The sequence below is a fragment of the Marinibaculum pumilum genome (assembly GCF_042646425.1).
GTDB lineage: Bacteria > Pseudomonadota > Alphaproteobacteria > Ferrovibrionales > Ferrovibrionaceae > Marinibaculum > Marinibaculum pumilum.
In genome coordinates this window covers 1-18,743 of record NZ_JBHRTR010000005.1, presented here as the reverse complement: position 1 = coordinate 18,743, position 18,743 = coordinate 1, and the positions used below count along the sequence as shown (strand labels likewise).

General features: G+C 69.2%; 19 protein-coding genes. 6 read left to right on the top strand and 13 right to left on the bottom strand.

The genetic code is table 11. The features are described 5' to 3' along the window. Positions 1–40: 40 nt before the first annotated feature. A complete protein-coding gene (cobT, locus tag ACFOGJ_RS01105; RefSeq protein WP_379897542.1) occupies positions 41–1,081 on the bottom strand; it encodes a nicotinate-nucleotide--dimethylbenzimidazole phosphoribosyltransferase in 1,041 nt (346 codons plus the stop codon). Positions 1,082–1,113: 32 nt separating this feature from the next. Between cobT and ACFOGJ_RS01100 the strand changes: the two genes are divergently transcribed. Then, positions 1,114–1,893 (top strand): adenosylcobinamide-GDP ribazoletransferase, encoded by a 780-nt coding sequence (locus tag ACFOGJ_RS01100; protein WP_379897541.1) that lies wholly within the window; start codon positions 1,114–1,116, stop codon positions 1,891–1,893. A 137-nt stretch (positions 1,894–2,030) separates the two neighbouring features. On the opposite strand, the gene ACFOGJ_RS01095 is transcribed toward ACFOGJ_RS01100, so the two are convergent. The 12 genes from ACFOGJ_RS01095 to rpiB all read right to left on the bottom strand — a co-directional run bounded on the left by ACFOGJ_RS01095 (position 2,031) and on the right by rpiB (position 14,152). Then, positions 2,031–4,139: a sodium-translocating pyrophosphatase gene (locus ACFOGJ_RS01095; RefSeq protein WP_379897793.1), complete on the bottom strand. Its 2,109-nt coding sequence runs from the start codon at positions 4,137–4,139 to the stop codon at positions 2,031–2,033. 419 nt (positions 4,140–4,558) lie between these two features. Then, complete coding sequence (locus ACFOGJ_RS01090; RefSeq protein WP_379897540.1) at positions 4,559–5,773, bottom strand: MFS transporter; 1,215 nt, start codon at positions 5,771–5,773, stop codon at positions 4,559–4,561. A gap of 1 nt (position 5,774) precedes the next feature. Further along, entirely contained in the window at positions 5,775–6,266 is a 492-nt protein-coding gene (locus ACFOGJ_RS01085; RefSeq protein WP_379897539.1) for a hypothetical protein, read from the bottom strand. A 30-nt stretch (positions 6,267–6,296) separates the two neighbouring features. Beyond that, the gene (thiL, locus tag ACFOGJ_RS01080) at positions 6,297–7,292 is read right to left on the bottom strand and encodes a thiamine-phosphate kinase (RefSeq protein ID WP_379897538.1); all 996 of its coding nucleotides are present in this window, start codon (positions 7,290–7,292) and stop codon (positions 6,297–6,299) included. Positions 7,293–7,310: 18 nt separating this feature from the next. Then, entirely contained in the window at positions 7,311–7,961 is a 651-nt protein-coding gene (nusB, locus tag ACFOGJ_RS01075; protein WP_379897537.1) for a transcription antitermination factor NusB, read from the bottom strand. Then, entirely contained in the window at positions 7,958–8,422 is a 465-nt protein-coding gene (gene ribH / locus ACFOGJ_RS01070; protein ID WP_379897536.1) for a 6,7-dimethyl-8-ribityllumazine synthase, read from the bottom strand. The genes nusB and ribH overlap by 4 nt, the downstream gene beginning before the upstream one ends. Before the next feature lie 127 nt (positions 8,423–8,549). Continuing rightward, positions 8,550–9,692, bottom strand: a complete 1,143-nt coding sequence (gene ribB / locus ACFOGJ_RS01065) for a 3,4-dihydroxy-2-butanone-4-phosphate synthase (RefSeq protein ID WP_379897535.1) — start codon at positions 9,690–9,692, stop codon at positions 8,550–8,552. 11 nt (positions 9,693–9,703) lie between these two features. Next, on the bottom strand, positions 9,704–10,348 hold the full coding sequence (locus tag ACFOGJ_RS01060; protein WP_379897534.1) for a riboflavin synthase: 645 nt from the start codon (positions 10,346–10,348) through the stop codon (positions 9,704–9,706). An 11-nt stretch (positions 10,349–10,359) separates the two neighbouring features. Beyond that, positions 10,360–11,556, bottom strand: coding sequence for a bifunctional diaminohydroxyphosphoribosylaminopyrimidine deaminase/5-amino-6-(5-phosphoribosylamino)uracil reductase RibD (ribD, locus tag ACFOGJ_RS01055; RefSeq protein ID WP_379897533.1), 1,197 nt, complete (start codon positions 11,554–11,556; stop codon positions 10,360–10,362). A gap of 9 nt (positions 11,557–11,565) precedes the next feature. Next, positions 11,566–12,033 carry a transcriptional regulator NrdR gene (gene nrdR, locus ACFOGJ_RS01050; RefSeq protein WP_379897532.1) on the bottom strand — a complete coding sequence of 156 codons (468 nt, stop codon included), beginning with the start codon at positions 12,031–12,033 and terminating at the stop codon, positions 11,566–11,568. A 221-nt stretch (positions 12,034–12,254) separates the two neighbouring features. Continuing rightward, on the bottom strand, positions 12,255–13,556 hold the full coding sequence (gene glyA / locus ACFOGJ_RS01045; protein ID WP_379897531.1) for a serine hydroxymethyltransferase: 1,302 nt from the start codon (positions 13,554–13,556) through the stop codon (positions 12,255–12,257). A 68-nt stretch (positions 13,557–13,624) separates the two neighbouring features. After that, the gene (rpiB, locus tag ACFOGJ_RS01040; protein WP_379897530.1) at positions 13,625–14,152 is read right to left on the bottom strand and encodes a ribose 5-phosphate isomerase B; all 528 of its coding nucleotides are present in this window, start codon (positions 14,150–14,152) and stop codon (positions 13,625–13,627) included. Positions 14,153–14,473: 321 nt separating this feature from the next. Here rpiB and ACFOGJ_RS01035 point away from each other — a divergent pair, with 321 nt between their 5' ends. The 5 genes from ACFOGJ_RS01035 (at position 14,474) to ACFOGJ_RS01015 (ending at position 18,642) form a co-directional block, all read left to right on the top strand. Beyond that, entirely contained in the window at positions 14,474–14,917 is a 444-nt protein-coding gene (locus ACFOGJ_RS01035) for a MucR family transcriptional regulator (protein WP_379897529.1), read from the top strand. A 298-nt stretch (positions 14,918–15,215) separates the two neighbouring features. After that, positions 15,216–16,025, top strand: a complete 810-nt coding sequence (locus ACFOGJ_RS01030; RefSeq protein ID WP_449288561.1) for an ABC transporter ATP-binding protein — start codon at positions 15,216–15,218, stop codon at positions 16,023–16,025. 1 nt (position 16,026) lies between these two features. Beyond that, positions 16,027–16,731 (top strand): ABC transporter ATP-binding protein, encoded by a 705-nt coding sequence (locus tag ACFOGJ_RS01025; protein ID WP_379897527.1) that lies wholly within the window; start codon positions 16,027–16,029, stop codon positions 16,729–16,731. Between the two features lie 39 nt (positions 16,732–16,770). Beyond that, positions 16,771–17,682: a branched-chain amino acid ABC transporter permease gene (locus ACFOGJ_RS01020; RefSeq protein WP_379897526.1), complete on the top strand. Its 912-nt coding sequence runs from the start codon at positions 16,771–16,773 to the stop codon at positions 17,680–17,682. A gap of 9 nt (positions 17,683–17,691) precedes the next feature. Continuing rightward, positions 17,692–18,642 carry a branched-chain amino acid ABC transporter permease gene (locus ACFOGJ_RS01015; RefSeq protein WP_379897525.1) on the top strand — a complete coding sequence of 317 codons (951 nt, stop codon included), beginning with the start codon at positions 17,692–17,694 and terminating at the stop codon, positions 18,640–18,642. The last annotated feature ends 101 nt before the right edge of the window (positions 18,643–18,743 follow it).

Genomic DNA, 18,743 nt, shown 5'->3' with positions numbered 1-18,743 from the left:
CCGGCCGTCAGCCGTAGCACGGGCCGGCCCCCATGCGACCCTATGCGCCGTCCTGCCCGGGCACCGCGGCGCTGGCAAAGGTGGCCATGCCGTGATGGCAGGCCAGGGCGGCGCGCACCAGCAGCAATGCGACGGCGGCGCCGGACGCCTCTCCCAGCCGCATGCCGATGTCCAGCAGAGGCGCCAGGGCGAGCCCATCCAGCAGCCGGCGGTGCCCCGGCTCCGCGGAGACATGCCCGGCCAGGCAATGCGCCAGGGCATCCGGCTGCTGGCGTTGCAGCACCGCCGCCGCGGCGGAACAGACGAAGCCGTCCAGGATGACCGGTATGCGGCGCATCCGGGCGCAGAGGATGGCGCCGCTCATCGCAGCGATCTCCCGCCCGCCGAGGCATCGCAGCGCTTCCAGCGGCGCGCCTTTCGCGGCCGGATTGGCGGCAAGGCCGCGATCCACCGCCTGTGCCTTGCGTTCCAGCCCTGCGGCATCGACCCCGGTACCAGGGCCCACCCACTGCCGGCCGTTGCCGCCGAACAGGGCGGCGCAGAGGGCGGCGGCGACCGTGGTGTTCGCGATCCCCATCTCGCCGAGGCACAGCAGATCGGTCTCGCCCACCGCATTCCAGCCCGCGGCGAAGGCGGCCACGCACTCCGCCTCCGACATCGCCGGGCCGGCGGTGAAATCCGCCGTCGGCCGCTCCAGGTCCAGCGCCTGAACCGCGAATCCGGCACCGGCCAGGCCGGCCAGCTGGTTCACGGCGGCACCGCCGGCGCGGAAATTCTCCACCATCGCGACGGTCACCGCCGCCGGAAAGGCGGAAACGCCCTGCGCGGCGACACCGTGATTGCCGGCAAAGACCAGCACCTGCGGTGCATCGGCCCGCGGGCCCGTCTCGCCCTGCCAGGCGGCCAGCCAGGCGCAGATCTCCTCCAGCCGGCCGAGCGAGCCGGGCGGCTTGGTCAGCTGTGCCTGGTGGGCGGCAACCCGCGCCACCTGCCCTTCCGCCGCCGCAGGCAGCCCTCCTTCCAGGATCGCGGCGACCTCCTGCAGGCTTGCGGGCGCGACGGGCAGCGGGCTTTGGCTCATGGCTGGACCTTTCTTCTGGGGAGGATGTCCCGATGACGAATGGGCAATGGCTGCGGCAGGCGGCGGCGGCGGCCTGGCTGGACCTGCGCATCGCCCTGCTGCAGTTCACGCGATTCCCGGTGCCGGCGGGCGAGATGCCGCCACCCGGCCGCGCCCGGCGCGGCGCCTGGGCCTGGCCGGTTGCCGGCCTGCTGGCCGGGACGGCCGGCGCCCTCGCCTACTGGCTGGCAGGCATCCTCGGCCTGCCGCCTATCCTGGCGGCGCTCCTGGCCGTCGCGGCGATGGTGCTGGCGACCGGCGCCCTGCACGAGGACGGGCTGGCGGATTTCGCCGACGGCATCGGCGGCGGCCGCGATCGCGAGAACCGGCTGCGGATCATGCGCGACAGCCGGCTGGGCAGCTACGGCGCCCTCGCGCTGGTGCTGGCGACCCTCTGGCGCATTGCGGCACTCGCCGCGCTGCCGCCGGCGCTGGCGATCCCGGCGATCCTGGCCCTCGCCGCTGCCGCGCGCTGGTCCAGCGCCCTGCTGGCCCATGCCCTGCCCCCGGCCAATCCGGACGGCCAGAGCGCCGCCGCCGGCCGGCCGGGCCTGCCGGCGCTGGCAGCGGGCCTTGTGGCCTGCCTGCTGCCGGCGCTGCTGCTGCCCGGTGCACTGCCCGTCCTGCCGCTGCTGGCCGCCCTGGCGGCCGCGGCGGTCACCGGGCTGCTGGTCCGGCGCGCCATCGGCGGCCAGACCGGCGACGCGCTGGGCACCGCGGCACAGGGCTGCGAGATCCTGGGCTATGGCCTGATCCTCTCCCAGCTGCCCTGACGGCAGCCCGGCCGGCCCCGTTCGGAATAGAAAGCGGGCCGGAAAATAAAGCGGGGCGGCCGTTGCCGGCCGCCCCGCGATTGCCGTCCGCCCCGCCGGGATCCGGAGGACCCTGACGCGGCGGGAGATCCGGCCGGTCAGCTGTGGGCCATCACCGCAAGCAGCAGCAGCGCCACGATGTTGGTGATCTTGATCATCGGGTTCACCGCCGGGCCCGCCGTATCCTTGTACGGGTCGCCGACGGTATCGCCGGTCACCGCGGCCTTGTGGGCCTCAGAGCCCTTGCCGCCGTGATGGCCGTCCTCGATGTACTTCTTGGCATTGTCCCAGGCACCGCCGCCGGCGGTCATCGAGATCGCCACGAACAGGCCGGTCACGATCACGCCCAGCAGCATCGCGCCCACCGCCGAGAACGCTTCGGAACGGCCGGCGATCACAAGGATGACGACGTAGAGCACGATCGGCGCCAGCACCGGCAGCAAGGAGGGGATGATCATCTCCTTGATCGCCGCCTTGGTCAGCAGGTCCACGCAGCGGCCGTATTCCGGCTTCGCCTTGCCTTCCATGATGCCCGGGATCTCGCGGAACTGGCGGCGTACCTCTTCCACCACCGCGCCTGCGGCCCGGCCGACGGCGGTCATGCCCATCGCGCCGAACAGGAACGGCAGCAGGCCGCCCAGGAACAGGCCGACCACCACGTACGGATTGTCCAGGCCGAAGTCGAGCTCCACGCCCTGGAAATAGGTGTAGGTGTCGGGATTGGCGATGAAGTACTTGAGATCCTGGTTATAGGCCGCGAACAGCACCAGGGCGCCCAGGCCGGCGGACCCGATGGCATAGCCCTTGGTCACCGCCTTGGTGGTGTTGCCGACCGCGTCCAGCGCGTCGGTGGTCTTGCGGACGTCGGAGTCGAGCTCCGCCATCTCGGCAATGCCGCCGGCATTGTCGGTCACCGGGCCATAGGCATCCAGCGCCACCACCATGCCGGCCAGCGCCAGCATGCTGGTCACCGCGATGGCCAGGCCGAACAGGCCCGCGATCAGGTAGGTGACGACGATGGCGACGCAGATCAGCAGCGCCGGGATCGCCGTGGCTTCCATCGAGATCGCCAGGCCCTGGATCACGTTGGTGCCGTGGCCGGTGGTCGAAGACTGCGCCACCGATCTGACCGGCCGGTACTCGGTGCCGGTATAGTATTCGGTGACCCAGACGATCAGGCCGGTCAGCACGATACCCGCCAGGGCGCACCAGAACAGGTCCAGGCCGGTATAGGCCTGGCCGGCGATCTGGCCGAGGCCGACGGTCAGCTGCGTGACGATGAAGATGCCGATCAGCGACAGCACCGCCGAAGCGACGAAGCCCTTGTACAGCGCGCCCATGATGTTCTGGCTGCTGCCCAGGCGGACGAAGAAGGTGCCGATGATCGAGGCGATGATGCAGGCGCCGCCGATGGCCAGCGGATAGCCCATGATCTGCAGCACCTGGCCGGGCTCGCCGGCGGCGGAGAAGAAGATGGAGCCCAGCACCATGGTGGCGACGATGGTCACCGCATAGGTCTCGAACAGGTCGGCGGCCATGCCGGCGCAGTCGCCGACATTGTCGCCCACATTGTCGGCGATCACCGCCGGGTTGCGCGGATCGTCCTCGGGGATCCCGGCCTCGACCTTGCCGACCAGGTCGGCGCCGACATCCGCACCCTTGGTGAAGATGCCGCCGCCCAGACGGGCGAAGATCGAGATCAAGGAGGCGCCGAAGCCGAGCGCCACCAGCGCGTCGATCATGCCGCGGCCCTCGACGCCTATGCCCAGCAGGATCAGGAAGTAGCCGGCGACCGCCAGCAGGGCCAGGCCGGCCACCAGCATGCCGGTGACCGCGCCGGCGCGGAACGCGATGCTCAGGCCGTGGGCCAGTCCCTTCCGCGCGCCTTCCGCCGTGCGGACATTCGCCCGGACGGAGATGTGCATGCCGATATAGCCGGTCGCACCCGACAGCACCGCGCCGATCACGAAGCCGACGCCGACATGCCAGCCGAGCAGGATGCCGATGATCACGGCAATCACGATGCCGACGATACCGATGGTGGAATACTGGCGGTTCAGGTAGGCGCTGGCGCCCTCCTGCACGGCGGCGGCGATCTGGCGCATCCGCTCGTTGCCGGCATCGGCGGACATCACTGCCCGCGTCGTCACAAGGCCATACAGCACGGCCAGGACGGCGCATGCGATGGCGAACCAGACCACGATCATCTGTGGCACCCCTTCGTCATTTTCTCTTTGACCAGGCCGGCGCGCCGCCTGGCGTTCCCCAGAACTTCAACTCTCGGACGTATCGCCGCTTCCCGACGACGTCCCGTTCGGGCGACCGTCGATAGCGGAAGCGGACCCCTGCGCTGCGGCCCGCGCGCGGCGCGCCCGCCGCGCGGCGGTCCGGAAAGCAAGGGAAGCGGAACCTCGCACCCCCGGAAACGGGCCGTACCGAATACAGGCCGTTCCGTTCTCGGGTCGAGCCGGGCCGGAACCGGTCGCCGGGCAATCTGCCGCCAAGCCCCGGCACCTGCCGAAAGCGCGCCGGTTTATGCCAGACTTGTCATGGCCACGCAACAAGTTGGCGGTTTCCCGCCCCCGGAGGAGGCAAGCCAACGCGATCGCGGCCGGCCCGGCGGGACCTATTCGACCAGCATCGGCCGCCGGCCGCCGAACAGCGCCACCACGACGATCGCCGCCACCACCGCGGGGATCGCGACCAGCACCACCGTCTCCCAGCCGAACTCGTGCAGCACCTTGCCCGACGACAGCGAGGCGATCGCCATGCCGCCGAACACCAGGAAGTCGTTCGCCGCCTGGCTCTTCGCCCGCTCCGCCACCGTATAGGTGCGGGTCAGCAGGGTGGTGCCGCCGATGAACATGAAGTTCCAGCCGATGCCGAGCAGGACCAGGTTGGCCCAGAAGTTCCACCAGGTGATGCCCGACCAGCCGCAGAGGATGCCGGCCAGGTTCAGGATGCCGCCGGTAATGATGATCGTGCGCACGCCGAACCTGTCGATCAGGCTGCCGGTCACGAAACTGGGCAGGAACATCGCCAGCACGTGGAACTGGATCACCGTCGCCGTCGGGTCGAAGGCGAAGCCGCAGACCTGCATCGCCAGCGGCGTCGCGGTCATCAGGAAGCTCATCGTGGCATAGCCGACGACCGCGCTGACGACCGCCGCGATGAAGACGGGCTGCGCCATGATCTGGGTCAGCGGGCGCCCGGTCTCCGCCCGCTGCGCGGCGGTCATCGGCGGAATCCGCAGGAAGGCGAGCAGCAGGCAGGCCAGCACGCTGATCACCGCCACCGCCAGATAGGCGCCCAGGTACAGCACCGGCTCGAACAGGTCGCGGGTATGCTTGGCAATCTCCGGCCCGGCAAAGGCGGCGATCACGCCGCCGGCCATCACGAAGGAGATCGCCCGCGCGCGCACCCGCTCCGGCGCACCGTCGACGGCGGCGAATCGATAGTACTGGGCGGTGGCGTTGAAGGCGCCGAACAGCAGCGAGGAGAAGACGAACAGCCAGAACATCCCCTCGTTCACGGCATAGGCGCTGAGCAGGGCCGAGAATGTCCCGAAGACACCGCCGAGGATGAACCCGGCCCGCCGCCCGAACCGCCGCATGTAGAAGGCCGCCGGAACGGTGAACAGGGCGGTGCCCACCACGGTCGCCGCCACCGGCAGGGTCGCGGTGCCCTTGTCCTCCGCCAGGCCGTAGCCGACCAGCCCGCCGACGGAGATCTGGATCGACATGCCGGAGACGAACAGCGCCTGGCCCAGCGACAGGATGGGCACATTGCGCCAGACGCTCGGCGCCGGCGCCGCGGCCGCACCCTCCGTGGACGTCACCATGTCAGCAGCCGATCTTCAGGATCTGCGTGAACATCACGCCGGACACCACGTCCTTGCCATAGACCTTGTTGGCGATACTCATCACCCGTTTGGTCACGGACGGCAGCATGTCGGCCGGGAACTCGCCCGTCTGGGTGATCGGATAGGCGAAGAAGTCGCGGATCACGGCGTCGCGGAAACGCGGCATCAGGGCCCGCAGCTTGGTGGGACTGCCGTCCGGGCCGATCACCAGCGCCATCGTGATCGCCGCCTGCGGTCGCCCGCCGCGGTCGGGCGGGACCATCGGCGCATAGAACGGCTCCAGCGGCAGGGTGTCGCCGGCCTGGGGCGCCGCCTCCTCGGCCTTCTCCCCGCCATTGCCGCCGGCGGCATGCGCGGGACCGGACGGGTTCCAGGCCAGAATCGCGACCGCGGTGACCAGCGCCGCCGGAAGAAGCCCCCATGCCCGCCGCGACAAGATCCCGGCCCGGCGGTGCGTCGATTCCTGCGGCATGGCCTCTCTCCCTCTTTCGGAACGGCCGGCTCAGCTGAAGTGCTGGTAGCCGGCCCCGACAATCTCTACCGCCGCCCCGGTGGCGTCCAGTACGACGACCTCCCCGGCCGGGCCAGCCACCGCCTCGCCGATCCGTGTCAGCGGCAGGTCGAGCGCCCTGGACAGCGACGCGATCTCCTGCCGTCGTCCTGACGGCGCGGTAAAGGCCAGTTCATAGTCGTCGCCGGCCGCCATCAGCTCGGGCAACCGTTCGGGCATGTCGGCCACGATTTCCGCCGCCGGTTCGGACAGCGGCAGGGCGGGCGCCGACAGGCGGATCGAAAGACCGGATTGTCGGGCGACATGGCCGAGATCCTGCAGCAGGCCGTCCGACAGGTCGATGCAGGCGCTGGCGAGAACAGCGTCAGCGCCTTCGGCCAGTCCCCGGCCCAGCGCCAGGCGCGGTTCCGGCCGGTGCAGCCGCTGCAGCAGCGGGGCGGACAGCCGCTCCGGCAGGCCGGTCAGGCCGCCCAGCTTGACGGCAAGGCCCAGGCCGGCATCGCCGACAGTGCCGGAAACATAGATGTCGTCGCCCGCCGCCGCGCCATTGCGCCGCAGGGCCCGGCCGGCCTGCACCGTGCCGATGGCGGTGACCGTCAGGACCGCCGGGCCCGGGGTCGCAACGCTGTCGCCGCCCAGCAGCGGCATCCCGTAGCGGTCGATATCGGCGCCCAGTCCTTCCGCGAAGGCGGCCAGCCAGGCCTCGTCCTCATGCGGGCCGAGCGCGGTGTTCAGCAGGAAGCCGAACGGGGTCGCGCCCATCGCCGCGAGGTCGGAGAGGTTGACCCGCAGCAGCTTGGCGGCCACCGCCTCCGCGCCGTCGGCATCGAGATAGTGGCAGCCGGACACCATCGTATCGGTGGTCAGGACGACGGCGCGTCCCGGCGGCGGCTGCCACAGGGCGGCATCGTCGGTCAGGCCCAGCGCGGCATCGGTGCCGCGGGTCAGGGGCGCCAGATAGGTGGCGATTCGGTCGAATTCATTCACGGGCGGGGTTCCGGACCGTCAGGCGCCGTGGCGCACCTCTCGGCCGATCCTGTCCAGGATAGCGTGGACCAGGTCCGCCTCCGTCTTGCTGAAGAAGTCGTAGGACAGCGCGACATACTCGGTGATCACGACGGCGGTCGGCGTATCGATCCGCGCCAGCAACTCATAGACACCGGCCCGCAGGATCGCCCGCAGGGTGACCTCCATCCTGGCCACCTCGCGCCGTCCCTCCAGCGCCCGGTTGATCAGCCCGTCGATCTCTTCCCGGCGGTCGCAGGCACCGGCGACGATGTCGCGGAACCAGGAGCGGTCGGCTTCCAGGGCAGGCAGTTCGTCAGCCGGCGCCTCCCCCGGCTCGTCGTCGTCGAGCATCGGCCGGGCCGGCTGTGTCGTTCCCGCATCGGCTGCGGCCTCGCTGGCAGCTGCCGCCGCATCGCCATGCGGCGGTGCCAGCCGGTGCCGCTCGAACTCCGCGATCACGTTCGCGGGCCGGTCGCTGTTCTGCTCGATCTGGTACAGCGCCTGCACCGCCGCCAGGCGCGCAAAGGTCCGCGCGCCCGGGCGTCGCGGCAGCGGGCCGCCGCCCCTGCCCTTGCCGGCTCCCTTGCCGGCGCCGCCCCTGCCGCCGCCACTCTGGCCCGCGGCCGCAAGACCCGGTGCGCGGCTCACGCCGGCATGCCCAATTGCCGGCGCCAGTCGATCAGCGCCAGGGCGGCACGCGCCGCGTCGCCGCCTTTGTCCTTCTCGTCGGGGCGGGCACGGACCAGCGCCTGCTCGTAATTCTCGACCGTCAGGATGCCGTTGCCGATCGCCGCGCCGCTGGTGATACCGATCTGCTGCAGGGCCCGCGCGCTCTCGCTGGCGACGATCTCGAAATGGTAGGTCTCGCCGCGGATCACGCAGCCCAGCGCCACATAACCGTCATAGCGCCTGGCGCGGTGATTTTCGGACGGCGCCATCACTGCATTGGCGATGGCGGTCGGGATCTCCAGCGCGCCGGGCACGCTCACCCGGTCGAAGCTGCCTCCGATGCCTTCGATCGCGGCGATCGCCCCTTGCGCCAGGAAATCGGAGAGGTCGTCGTAGAAGCGCGCCTCGACGATCAGAAGATGCGGTGCATCCTGCGTCATGGCCTGATGTGTCCCCCTTCAGGAAAACCGTTGCGGCCCGGGCGCCAGGCGCCGGGGCCGATTGCGGGACGGAGACGGCGTCCCGGCCGGGCCCGCTCCTGCGGGCCTGCACATACGCGGTCTGCGGTCAGACCCGGTATGCGGCCGGCACGGGTCGTGTCTCCACCACCTCCATGCCATAGCCTTCCAGACCGACGATCTGGCGCGGCGTGTTCGACAGCAGGATCATCGACCGGACGCCAAGGTCCAGCAGGATCTGGGCACCGATGCCATAGTCGCGCAGCTGTTCCGGCGCATGCGGGGTATCGTCCTGCTGGCGCCGCACGAACTCCGACATTGCCGTCGCCCGCGGCTCGCGGATGATCACGATGACGCCGGCGCCGGCCTCGCCGATCATGCGCATCGCGCCGGCCAGCACGCCGGTCCGGTGCCCCTCCGCACCCAGGATGTCCCCCAGGACATTGGTCGCATGCATCCGCACCAGGACCGGCCGGTCGCCGCGGATCTCGCCCTTCACCAGCGCGATATGCTCCGCATATTCCACCCGGTTGGCATAGACCATCAGCCGGAAGTCGCCGCCCCAGCGGGAATGGAAATCGCATTCCGCAATGTTGCTGATCAGCTTCTCGGTGCGTCGCCGGTAGGCGATCAGGTCGGCGATGGTCGCCACCTTCAGCCCATGCTCCCGCGCGAATTTCAGCAGGTCCGGCAGGCGCGCCATCGTGCCGTCGTCGTTCATGATCTCGCAGATCACGCCCGACGGGTTCATGCCGGCCAGGCGGGCGATGTCCACCGCCGCCTCGGTATGGCCGGCCCGCACCAGGGTGCCGCCGTCGCGCGCCATCAGCGGGAAGACATGGCCGGGAGAGGCGATGTCCTGGGCGCCGCGGTTGTGGTTGATGGCGACAGAGATCGTATGCGCCCGGTCGGCGGCCGAGATGCCGGTCGTGACCCCCTCCCGTGCCTCGATCGAAACGGTGAAGGCGGTCTGGTGGCGGGAGGCATTGTCCTTCGACATCAGCGGCAGGCCGAGCTGCTCGATCCGTTCGCCGGTCATCGCCAGGCAGATCAGGCCGCGGCCATGCTTGGCCATGAAGTTGATGACCTCGGGGCTGCACTTCTCCGCCGGGATCACCAGGTCGCCCTCGTTCTCGCGATCCTCGTCGTCCACCAGTACGACCATCCGGCCGGCCCGGACTTCGTCCAGAACCTCGGGGATGCTTGCCAGTTCGTCCCGATCCACCACTGTCCGTTCCGCCGTGTCCGTCATGGCCGTTTCCGTCATGGCCGTTCCAGTGATGGGGGGGCCGCCCCTGCGGCGCGCAGATGCGGCCCCGCCAGCCGCGAGATATAGCGGGCGAGGATGTCGATCTCCAGGTTCACCCGCATCCCCGGCGCCGCCGCCCCAAGGGTGGTCTTCGCCTGGGTATGCGGAATGATATTGACCCCGAACCGCGGCCCCTCCCCGGTATCCGGCTCGACCTCGTTGACGGTCAGCGAGATGCCGTCCATCGCGATCGCACCCTTCGGCGCGACAAACGGCGCAATCGTCGCGGGAATGCGGATGGCGAGCCGCAGCGAATCCCCTTCCGGCTGCATGGCGACGATCTCGCCCACGCCGTCGACATGGCCGGTGACGATATGGCCGCCCAGTTCCTCGCCCACCCGCAGGGAGCGTTCCAGATTGACCCGGGCGCCGGGCTGCCAGGCGTCCAGCGCGGTGCAGGCCATGGTCTCCGCCGAGACGTCGACGGCGAACCAGTCCCCGCCCTTGTCGACGACGGTCAGGCAGGGCCCGCTGCAGGCGATGGAGGCGCCGATATCGATCGAGTCGGTGTCGTAGGCAGTGGCGATGACGACGCGGATATCCCCCCGCCGCTCGATGCTGCGCACGCTACCGACATCCGTGATGATTCCTGTGAACATGACCGCATCTCTTAGCCCGCCCTGACATAGGTTTCCAGGACATCGACGCCAAGCGCCTGTCGATCCTGCAGCCGCCAGTCGGCGGCGGTGGCCAGATCGACCGCGGGCAGCGCGCCCAGGGCGGGCAGGCCGCCGGCGCCCAGGACCCGGCCGGCGCGATACCAGGCGAACATGTCCGCCAGCCCGGCCTGCAGGAAAGCAGTGGCAAGTCCGGCCCCGCCCTCCAGCAGCAGGCTGGTGATGCCGCGCGCCGCCAGCGCCTGCAGCACCGCCTGCGGCGCCGGCCGCGGGTCGCCGGGCGCTTCGCCGGCGCAATGCAGCAGCAGCAGCCCGCGGCGCTGCAGCTCTGCCGCCATGTGGGACGGCAATGCATCGCCGTGGGCCAGCCAGACCGGCGGCGCATCCCCGTCCCCTGGCCCGGCCAGCAGCCGGCTGTCCATCGGCAGGCCGGCGCCGGAGGCCATAACCACCCGCACCGGCGAGCGGCCGCCCAGCCCCGGCAACCGGCAGGTCAGCTGCGGATCGTCGGCACGCAGGGTCCCGGTGCCGACCAGAATCGCATCGTGCTGTGCCCGCAGCAGATGGCCATGGTTCCGCGCCGGCAGGTCTGTGATCCACTGGCTGCGGCCGTCGGCGGCGGTGATGCGGCCGTCCAGGCTGGTCGCCAGCTTGACCGTGACCCAGGGCCGGAGGCTGCGGATGCGCTGCAGGAAGCCGCGCACCGTCCAGGCCGCCTCGTCTGCGCAGATGCCGTCGACCAGCGCGATTCCGGCTGCACGCAGGATCGCCTTGCCGCGGCCATCGACCCGCGGGTCCGGGTCGTCGACCGCGATCACGCAGGCCGCGATGCCGGCCGCCACCAGCGCCTCGGCACAGGGTGGGGTCTGGCCGTGATGGGCACAGGGTTCCAGGGTGACATAGGCAGTCGCGCCGCGCGCGCGTTCGCCCGCCTCGGCCAGGGCCACCGCCTCGGCATGCGGGCGGCCGCCCGGCCGGGTCCAGCCGCGCCCGACGACCTGCCCGTCGCGCAGCAGCAGGCAGCCGACATTTGGATTGGGCCAGGTGCGGCCCGCACCGCGCCGCGCGAGGCCGATCGCGACCCGCATCCAGCGCTCATGCTCCAGCCGTACGGCCGCCGGCAGCGTCGCGGGCGGTAGCGCCGACACATCCGGCCCCGCCAGGCTGCCGCCGCCGGGCCCGCCGGTCATCCGCCCTCCCTACCGTTCGGGCGGCGCGTCTTCACTGAGGGTGCCAAGAAAAGCCTCGAAGTCCTTGGCTTCCCTGAAGTTTTTGTAGACGGAAGCGAAGCGCACATAGGCGACCTGATCGATCGCCGCGAGGCTCTCCATCACCAGTTCGCCGATGCTGTCGGAGGTGACCTCCTGCTCGCCCATGCTTTCCAGCCGGCGCACGATGGAATTGATCGCCTTTTCCAGCCGCTCCGGATCGACCGGCCGCTTGCGCACCGCGATCTCCATCGAGCGGGCGAGCTTGTCGCGGTCGAACGGCGTGCGCTGGCCGTTCTTCTTGATGACGGTCAGTTCCCGCAGCTGCACCCGTTCGAAGGTCGTGAACCGCGCGCCGCAGTTCGGGCAGTAGCGGCGCCGCCTGATGGCGGTATTGTCCTCCGTCGGCCGGGAGTCCTTTACCTGCGTATCGTCATGGCCGCAGAACGGACACCGCATAGAGCCCCTCTCCCTCGCACGCGGTCAAACGGACAGCGGCGCGGGCGGCCCGCAGGGCGGGCGCGCCGACGCCGCACGTGAATTGCAATGCCGGGAATCATACCGGTCCACCGTGCCACAGCAAGCGATTGTGGCCGGCTCGGCAAGATATACAGGATCTATGGCCTAACAGGCACAGTCCCGCCGGCATGTGCCATGCCGGCGGGTCCCTTGCCTGGTGCTCAGTCGGGATAGACGGGGAAGCGCCGGCACAGCTCCAGCACCTCGCCCCGCACCCGCTTCTCCACCCCTTCGGCCCCGTCCGGCGCCTGGGAAACGGCGTCCAGCACATCGGAGATCAGTTCCCCGACCCGGCGGAACTCGGCCACCCCGAATCCCCGGGTGGTGCCGGCCGGCGTGCCCAGGCGGACGCCCGAGGTCACCGTCGGCTTCTCGGGATCGCCAGGGATGCCGTTCTTGTTGCAGGTGAAGCCCGCACGCTCCAGCGCCGCCTCCGCCTGCTTGCCGGTCAGGCTCTTTGGCCGCAGGTCGACCAGCAGCATATGGCTGTCCGTGCCGTTGGAGACGATCTTCAGTCCCCGCTGCTCCAGCACGCCGGCCAGGGCCCTGGCATTGTCCACCACGGCCTGTGCGTAGGTCTTGAATTCCGGCCGCAGCGCCTCGCCGAAGGCGACCGCCTTGGCGGCGATCACATGCATCAGCGGGCCGCCCTGCAGGCCGGGGAAGATCGCGGAGTTGATCTTCTTCCCCAGCTCCGGGTCGTCGCTGAGGATCATGCCGCCGCGCGGACCGCGCAGCGTCTTGTGGGTGGTCGTCGTGGCCACATGGGCATGCGGGAACGGGCTGGGATAGACGCCCGCCGCAACCAGGCCCGCATAATGCGCCATGTCGACCATCAGCAGGGCATCGACGGAATCGGCGATCTCCCGGAAGCCGGCAAAGTCGATCACCCGGGAATAGGCGGAGCCGCCGGCGATGATCAGCTTCGGACGATGCTCCCGCGCCAGGGCGGCGACCTGGTCCATGTCGATCCGGCCGTCCGCCTCGCGCACACCGTACTGTTTCGCATTGAACCACTTGCCGGACTGGTTCGGCGCCGCGCCGTGGGTCAGGTGGCCGCCGGCGTCCAGCGACATGCCCAGGATCGTGTCGCCGGGCTTCAGCAGCGCCAGGAACACGCCCTGGTTCGCCTGCGCGCCGGAATGCGGCTGCACATTGGCGAAGGCGCAGCCGAACAGCTTCTTCGCGCGGTCGATGGCCAGCTGCTCCGCCACATCGACATATTCGCAACCGCCATAGTAGCGCCGGCCCGGATAGCCTTCGGCATACTTGTTGGTCAGGACAGAGCCCTGCGCCTGAAGGACCGCGCGGCTGACGATGTTCTCGGATGCGATCAGCTCGATCTGGTCCTGCTGGCGCCGAAGCTCGCTCTCGATGCCCTGCCAGAGTTCGGGATCGACGGCCGCCAGATCGTCGCGGAAAAAGCCTTCCGCCGACGCCGCAAGTCCTGCCGCGTTGCTCATGTCGTCAAACCTTTCGTCTCAGTCGTGCTGCTGCCGCTTTCGATCCCGGCCGGGATCCGGGCAGCCTGTCAGTCGGCCGCCCCGGCCGACATGCCCGTGTCGAGCTTGGTGACCCGCCGCTGATGGCGTTCGCCGCCGTCGAACGGCGTGGCGAGAAACGTCTTCAGCGCCTCGCGCGCGGTCTCCACCCCCATCAGACGGGCGCCGAAGGCGGCGATGTTGGCGTCGTTATGTTCCCGCGCCAGCCGGGCGGTCAAGCTGTCGTGCAGCACCGCCGCCCGCGCCCCGGCGATCCGGTTGGCCGCGATCGAGATGCCGATGCCGGAGCCGCAGACGATCACGCCGGCATCGGCCTTGCCGGCAGCGACGGCACGCGCCGCAGCCATGCCGAAATCGGGATAGTCCACCGAGGTTTCGTCATGGGTGCCGAGGTCATCCACCTTGTATCCTGAGGCTTTGAGGTCCGCTTTCAATACCTCCTTCAATGGCAGGCCGGCATGATCACTTGCCACGACTATGGTCTGCGGACCCGAGCTATTTACGGGCATATTCTTTGCATCCTTCAAGGCAGCGGTGTCGAAACGAAACAACCGCATCCCGGGGAAACGATCCGATCCAGTCGTGGGGGTCCTAGCATGCGGTCCGTGACAAGACGAGTCGCGGTTCGGGTGCAGGATAAAATTTGCCTGGATTGCGATTAAAATCCCCCGCAATGTCGACGCAACAACCGACTAGATAGGTTTAAGCTGGAATTTTCGGGGGTTTGCCGTCAAATGCGCTTAACGATTAATTGACAGAAGCAACCTGCGAAACTATCCATCGTCCGTAATTCCAGAAACTGATCAGAATTGTGACGGTGGTAAGGGCTGCGGCGCTGTCGAACTCGGTCGAACGGTAAGGTGGGATAAAGATTCAACATGGCGGAGAACGATTCCGAACACGGTCCCGATGGGAAGCTGCTGGACCTGACATCCAAGATCGTGTCGGCCTATGTGGGCAACAACTCCATTGCTTCGAGCGGGATTCCTGACTTGATCCGCGCCGTCCATTCGGCGCTGGAGACGGTGGGCAATCCTGAGGAAAGCCCCGCTCAGCAGCAGAAGCCGGCCGTGCCGGTGAAAAAGTCCATACAGCCGGACCACATCATCTGTCTGGAAGACGGCAAGAAGCTGAAGATGCTGAAGCGTTACTTGCGGACGACCTACGGCATGAGCCCGGAGGAATATCGGACCAAGTGGGGCCTGCCGCCCGACTATCCGATGGTCGCGCCGAACTACGCGGCACAGCGGTCGAAGTTCGCCAAGAAGATCGGCCTGGGCAAGCGCGGCCGCAAGCGGCCGGCCGCCAGCGCCGCCAAGTAAAGGGGTCCGCGGCAGGGCACGGGCATGCCTCAGCCGGGCTGACCCGTCCCTCCGCACCCGTCCTTCCGGCGGCACGGCCGCCCATCGGGCCCGTCACGGCGGCAGGACATTCGTCCCCTTCCCGCCCGGCCAGCCCCTGCCCCTCCCTGCCGCCGCATCCGGCCATGCCAGCCGCGCCCGATCTGGCCTTTTCCCGCATACCCCGCCACAATTGCGCCGTCGCGACGGTTTCGCGGACCGGCTGCAGGACCATCGGACAGATCTGGGAGGATCGGACCGCCATGGGGGCGTGCGCAGATTGATCGCCATCCGAAACCTCGCGAAATCCTTCGGCGGCCTGCAGGCTGTCCATGACTGCAGCCTGGATATCGGCCGCGGCACGATCACCGGGCTAATCGGCCCCAACGGCGCCGGCAAGACGACCCTCTTCAACATGATTGCCGGCGCGCTGCGTCCGACATCGGGACAGATCCTGTTCGAGGACAGGGATATTGCCGGCCTGCCGCCGCACGCCCTGTTCCGAATGGGGATCGTCCGCACCTTCCAGATCCCCCACGAGTTCGCCGAGATGACGGTGATCGAAAACCTGATGCTGGTGCCGCAGGCGCAGACCGGGGAACGGCTGCTCGCCTCCTGGGTCCAGTGGGGGCGCGTCCGCGCGGAGGAAGAGGAGAACCGCGCCCGGGCCGAGTCGGTGCTGGACTTCCTGCAGCTGACCCGGCTGCGCGACGAACGCGCCGGCAACCTGTCCGGCGGGCAGAAAAAGCTGCTGGAACTGGGCCGCACGATGATGACGGAAGCACGCCTGGTGCTGCTCGACGAACCTGGCGCCGGGGTCAATCCGACCCTGATGGGCGAACTGGCGGAGATGGTGCAGCGCCTGAACCGGGAGCGCGGCTACACCTTCTGCATCATCGAGCATGACATGGACCTGATCGCGCGGCTCTGCGACCCGGTCTATGTGCTGGCAGAGGGCACGGTCCTGACCCATGGCCGGATGGAAGATATCCGGCGGGACCCGCGGGTGCTGGAGGCCTATCTGGGCGGCAGTGCCGAGACGGCGGGGTCCTCGGCCGGCAGCCGTCTCTCGGCCGGCGGGGCGGCCTGAGATGGCGCTGCTGGAAGTCGACGCCATCACCGGCGGCTATGGCGAGGCCGACATCCTGCACGAGGTCACCATGCGGGTGGAGGATGGCGAGGTGGTCGCCATCGTCGGCCCCAACGGCGCCGGCAAGTCCACCGCGATGAAGGCGGTGTTCGGCCTGGTGACGATCCGGCAGGGACATATCCGCTTCCACGGCGAGGATATCACCGGCCTGAAGCCCGACCGGGTGGTGCGCCGCGGCATCAGCTATGTGCCGCAGACCGACAACATCTTCCCCAGCCTGTCGGTGGACGAGAACCTGGACATGGGGGCCTTCCTGCGCAGCGACGGGATCCGCGAACAGAAGGCGCGGATCTACGAGCTGTTCCCGCCGCTGAAGGCGAAGCGCCGGCAGCCGGCCGGCACCCTGTCCGGCGGCCAGCGGCAGATGGTGGCGATGGGCCGGGCACTGATGCTGGAGCCGGCCCTGCTGCTGCTGGACGAGCCCACGGCGGGACTGAGCCCGAAATTCATGGACCAGATCTTCGACATCGTGCGCACGGTGCATGCCACCGGCGTCGGGATCCTTATGGTCGAGCAGAACGCGAAGCAGGCCCTGGCGATGGCCGATCGCGGCTATGTCCTGGCGATGGGCCGGAACCGGTACGAGGATTCCGGTCAGGCGCTGCTGGCGAACAGCGAGGTGGCGGAGATGTTCCTTGGCGGCTGACCGCATCCGGACCAGGCCCCACGTGGCGGGAGCGCGCGGATGCTGATCGACATCCTGCAGCTGCTGATCTACGGCATCGTGCTGGGCAGCATCATCGCGCTGGGCGCGATCGGCGTCTCACTGACCTTCGGCATCCTGGGCTTCGCCAACTTCTCCCATGGCGACCTGATGACCTCCGGCGCCTATATCGCCTTCACCGTCTATACGATCCTGGCGCTGCCGCTGTGGCTCGCCTTTCCCGCTGCGATCCTGGGATCGATCGCGGTGGCCCTGGTGGTGGACTGGGCGTTCTATTCCCGCCTGCGCCGCAGCCGCGGCCTGATCCTGCTGATCTCCTCCTTCGGCGTGGCGCTGATCATCCGCAGCCTGGTGCAGATCGTCTGGGGCCCGGACAACCAGGTCTATGAGAGCGGTATCCAGATGGCGGTCCGCTTCGGCACTGACGTGGTCGGCCCGCCCGGCTTAAGGATCAAGCCGGACCAGATCCGCATCCTGGTCGGCGCGGTGATCCTGGTCAGCGCGGTCCATGTCTTCCTGCGCTACACCCGCATGGGCAAGGCGATGCGCGCCATGGCCGACAATCCGGACCTGGCGCGGCTGACCGGCATCGACACCGGCCGGGTGATCATCTGGACCTGGGTGATTGGCGCCGGACTGGCCGGTGCCGCCGGCGTGTTCCTCGGCCTGGATACCCGCCTGCATCCCGACATGGGCTGGTTCATCCTGCTGCCGATCTTCGCCGCCACCATCCTGGGCGGCATCGGCAAGCCCTATGGTGCGATCGCCGGCGGGCTGGTGATCGGCATCGCGCAGGAGCTGTCCACCCTGCCGATCCCGCCGGACTACGAGCCGCTGGTGAACCCGGCCTACAAGCCGGCGGTCGCCTTCGGGATCATGGTGCTGATGCTGATCGTCCGACCGACCGGCCTGTTCGCCGGCCGCAGCCTGTAGGAGGGACCGATGGAGTTCGCCGGCCTGCTCTCCTACCTGGTCTTCTTCCTCACCTTCGTCGGCATCTACGGCCTGCTGGCCCTCGGGCTGAACAGCCAGTGGGGCTATACCGGCATGCTCAACCTGGGCATCGCCGCCTTCTTTGCCGTCGGCGCCTATACCACCGCGATCGTCACCACCGCGCCGACGGACCTGCATCTGGGCGGTTTCGACCTGCCTTTCCCGGTCGGCCTGCTCGCGGCGATGGTGACCTCCGGCCTGCTGGCACTGGTGATCGGCCTGATCACGCTGAAGCTGCGCTCCGACTATCTGGCGATCGCCTCGATCGGCATCGCGGAAATCGTGCGCCTGGTGCTGAAGAACGCCACCGAGCTGACCAACGGCGTGCGCGGCCTTCCGCGGATCCCGCGGCCGCTGACCGACCTCTGGCCCGGCGGCGGCGAATTCCTGTTCCTGCTGCTGGTGCTGCTGCTGGTGGGCCTGGTCTACCTGGCCAGCGAGCGCGCCTACCGCTCGCCCTGGGGCCGGGTGCTGCGGGCGATCCGCGAGCGCGAGCCCGCCGCCCAGGCGATGGGCAAGAATTCCACCGCCTTCCGCCTGCAGGCCTTCGTCTTCGGCTCCGCGATCATGGGCCTGGGCGGCGCCACCTACGCCCATTTCGTCGGCTTCATCAGCCCGGAGGCGTTCGACCCGCTGTTCGCCACCTTCCTGGTCTGGGTGATGCTGATCGTCGGCGGCAGCGGCAACAATCGCGGCGCGATCCTGGGCGCCGCCGTGGTCTGGGCGATCTGGACCCTGACGGAGTCAGCGGTGCAGCAGCTGCCCGGCGACATGGTCACCCAGGCGTCGGCGCTGCGGACCCTGCTGATCGGCCTGTTCCTGCAGGCGGTCCTGATCCTGCGGCCGAAGGGCATCCTGCCGGAGCGGCCGCCGAAGCCGGTGCCGCCGCCGAAGGCGTAGCGGCTTCCGCAGCCCGTCGTCCCCGGGCTTATATGAGGCGGCTTGTGTCAAGGCGTTGCCGGTAGATTTGCAGCAGCTTTTTCTGTCGGGCGGGGCGCAGG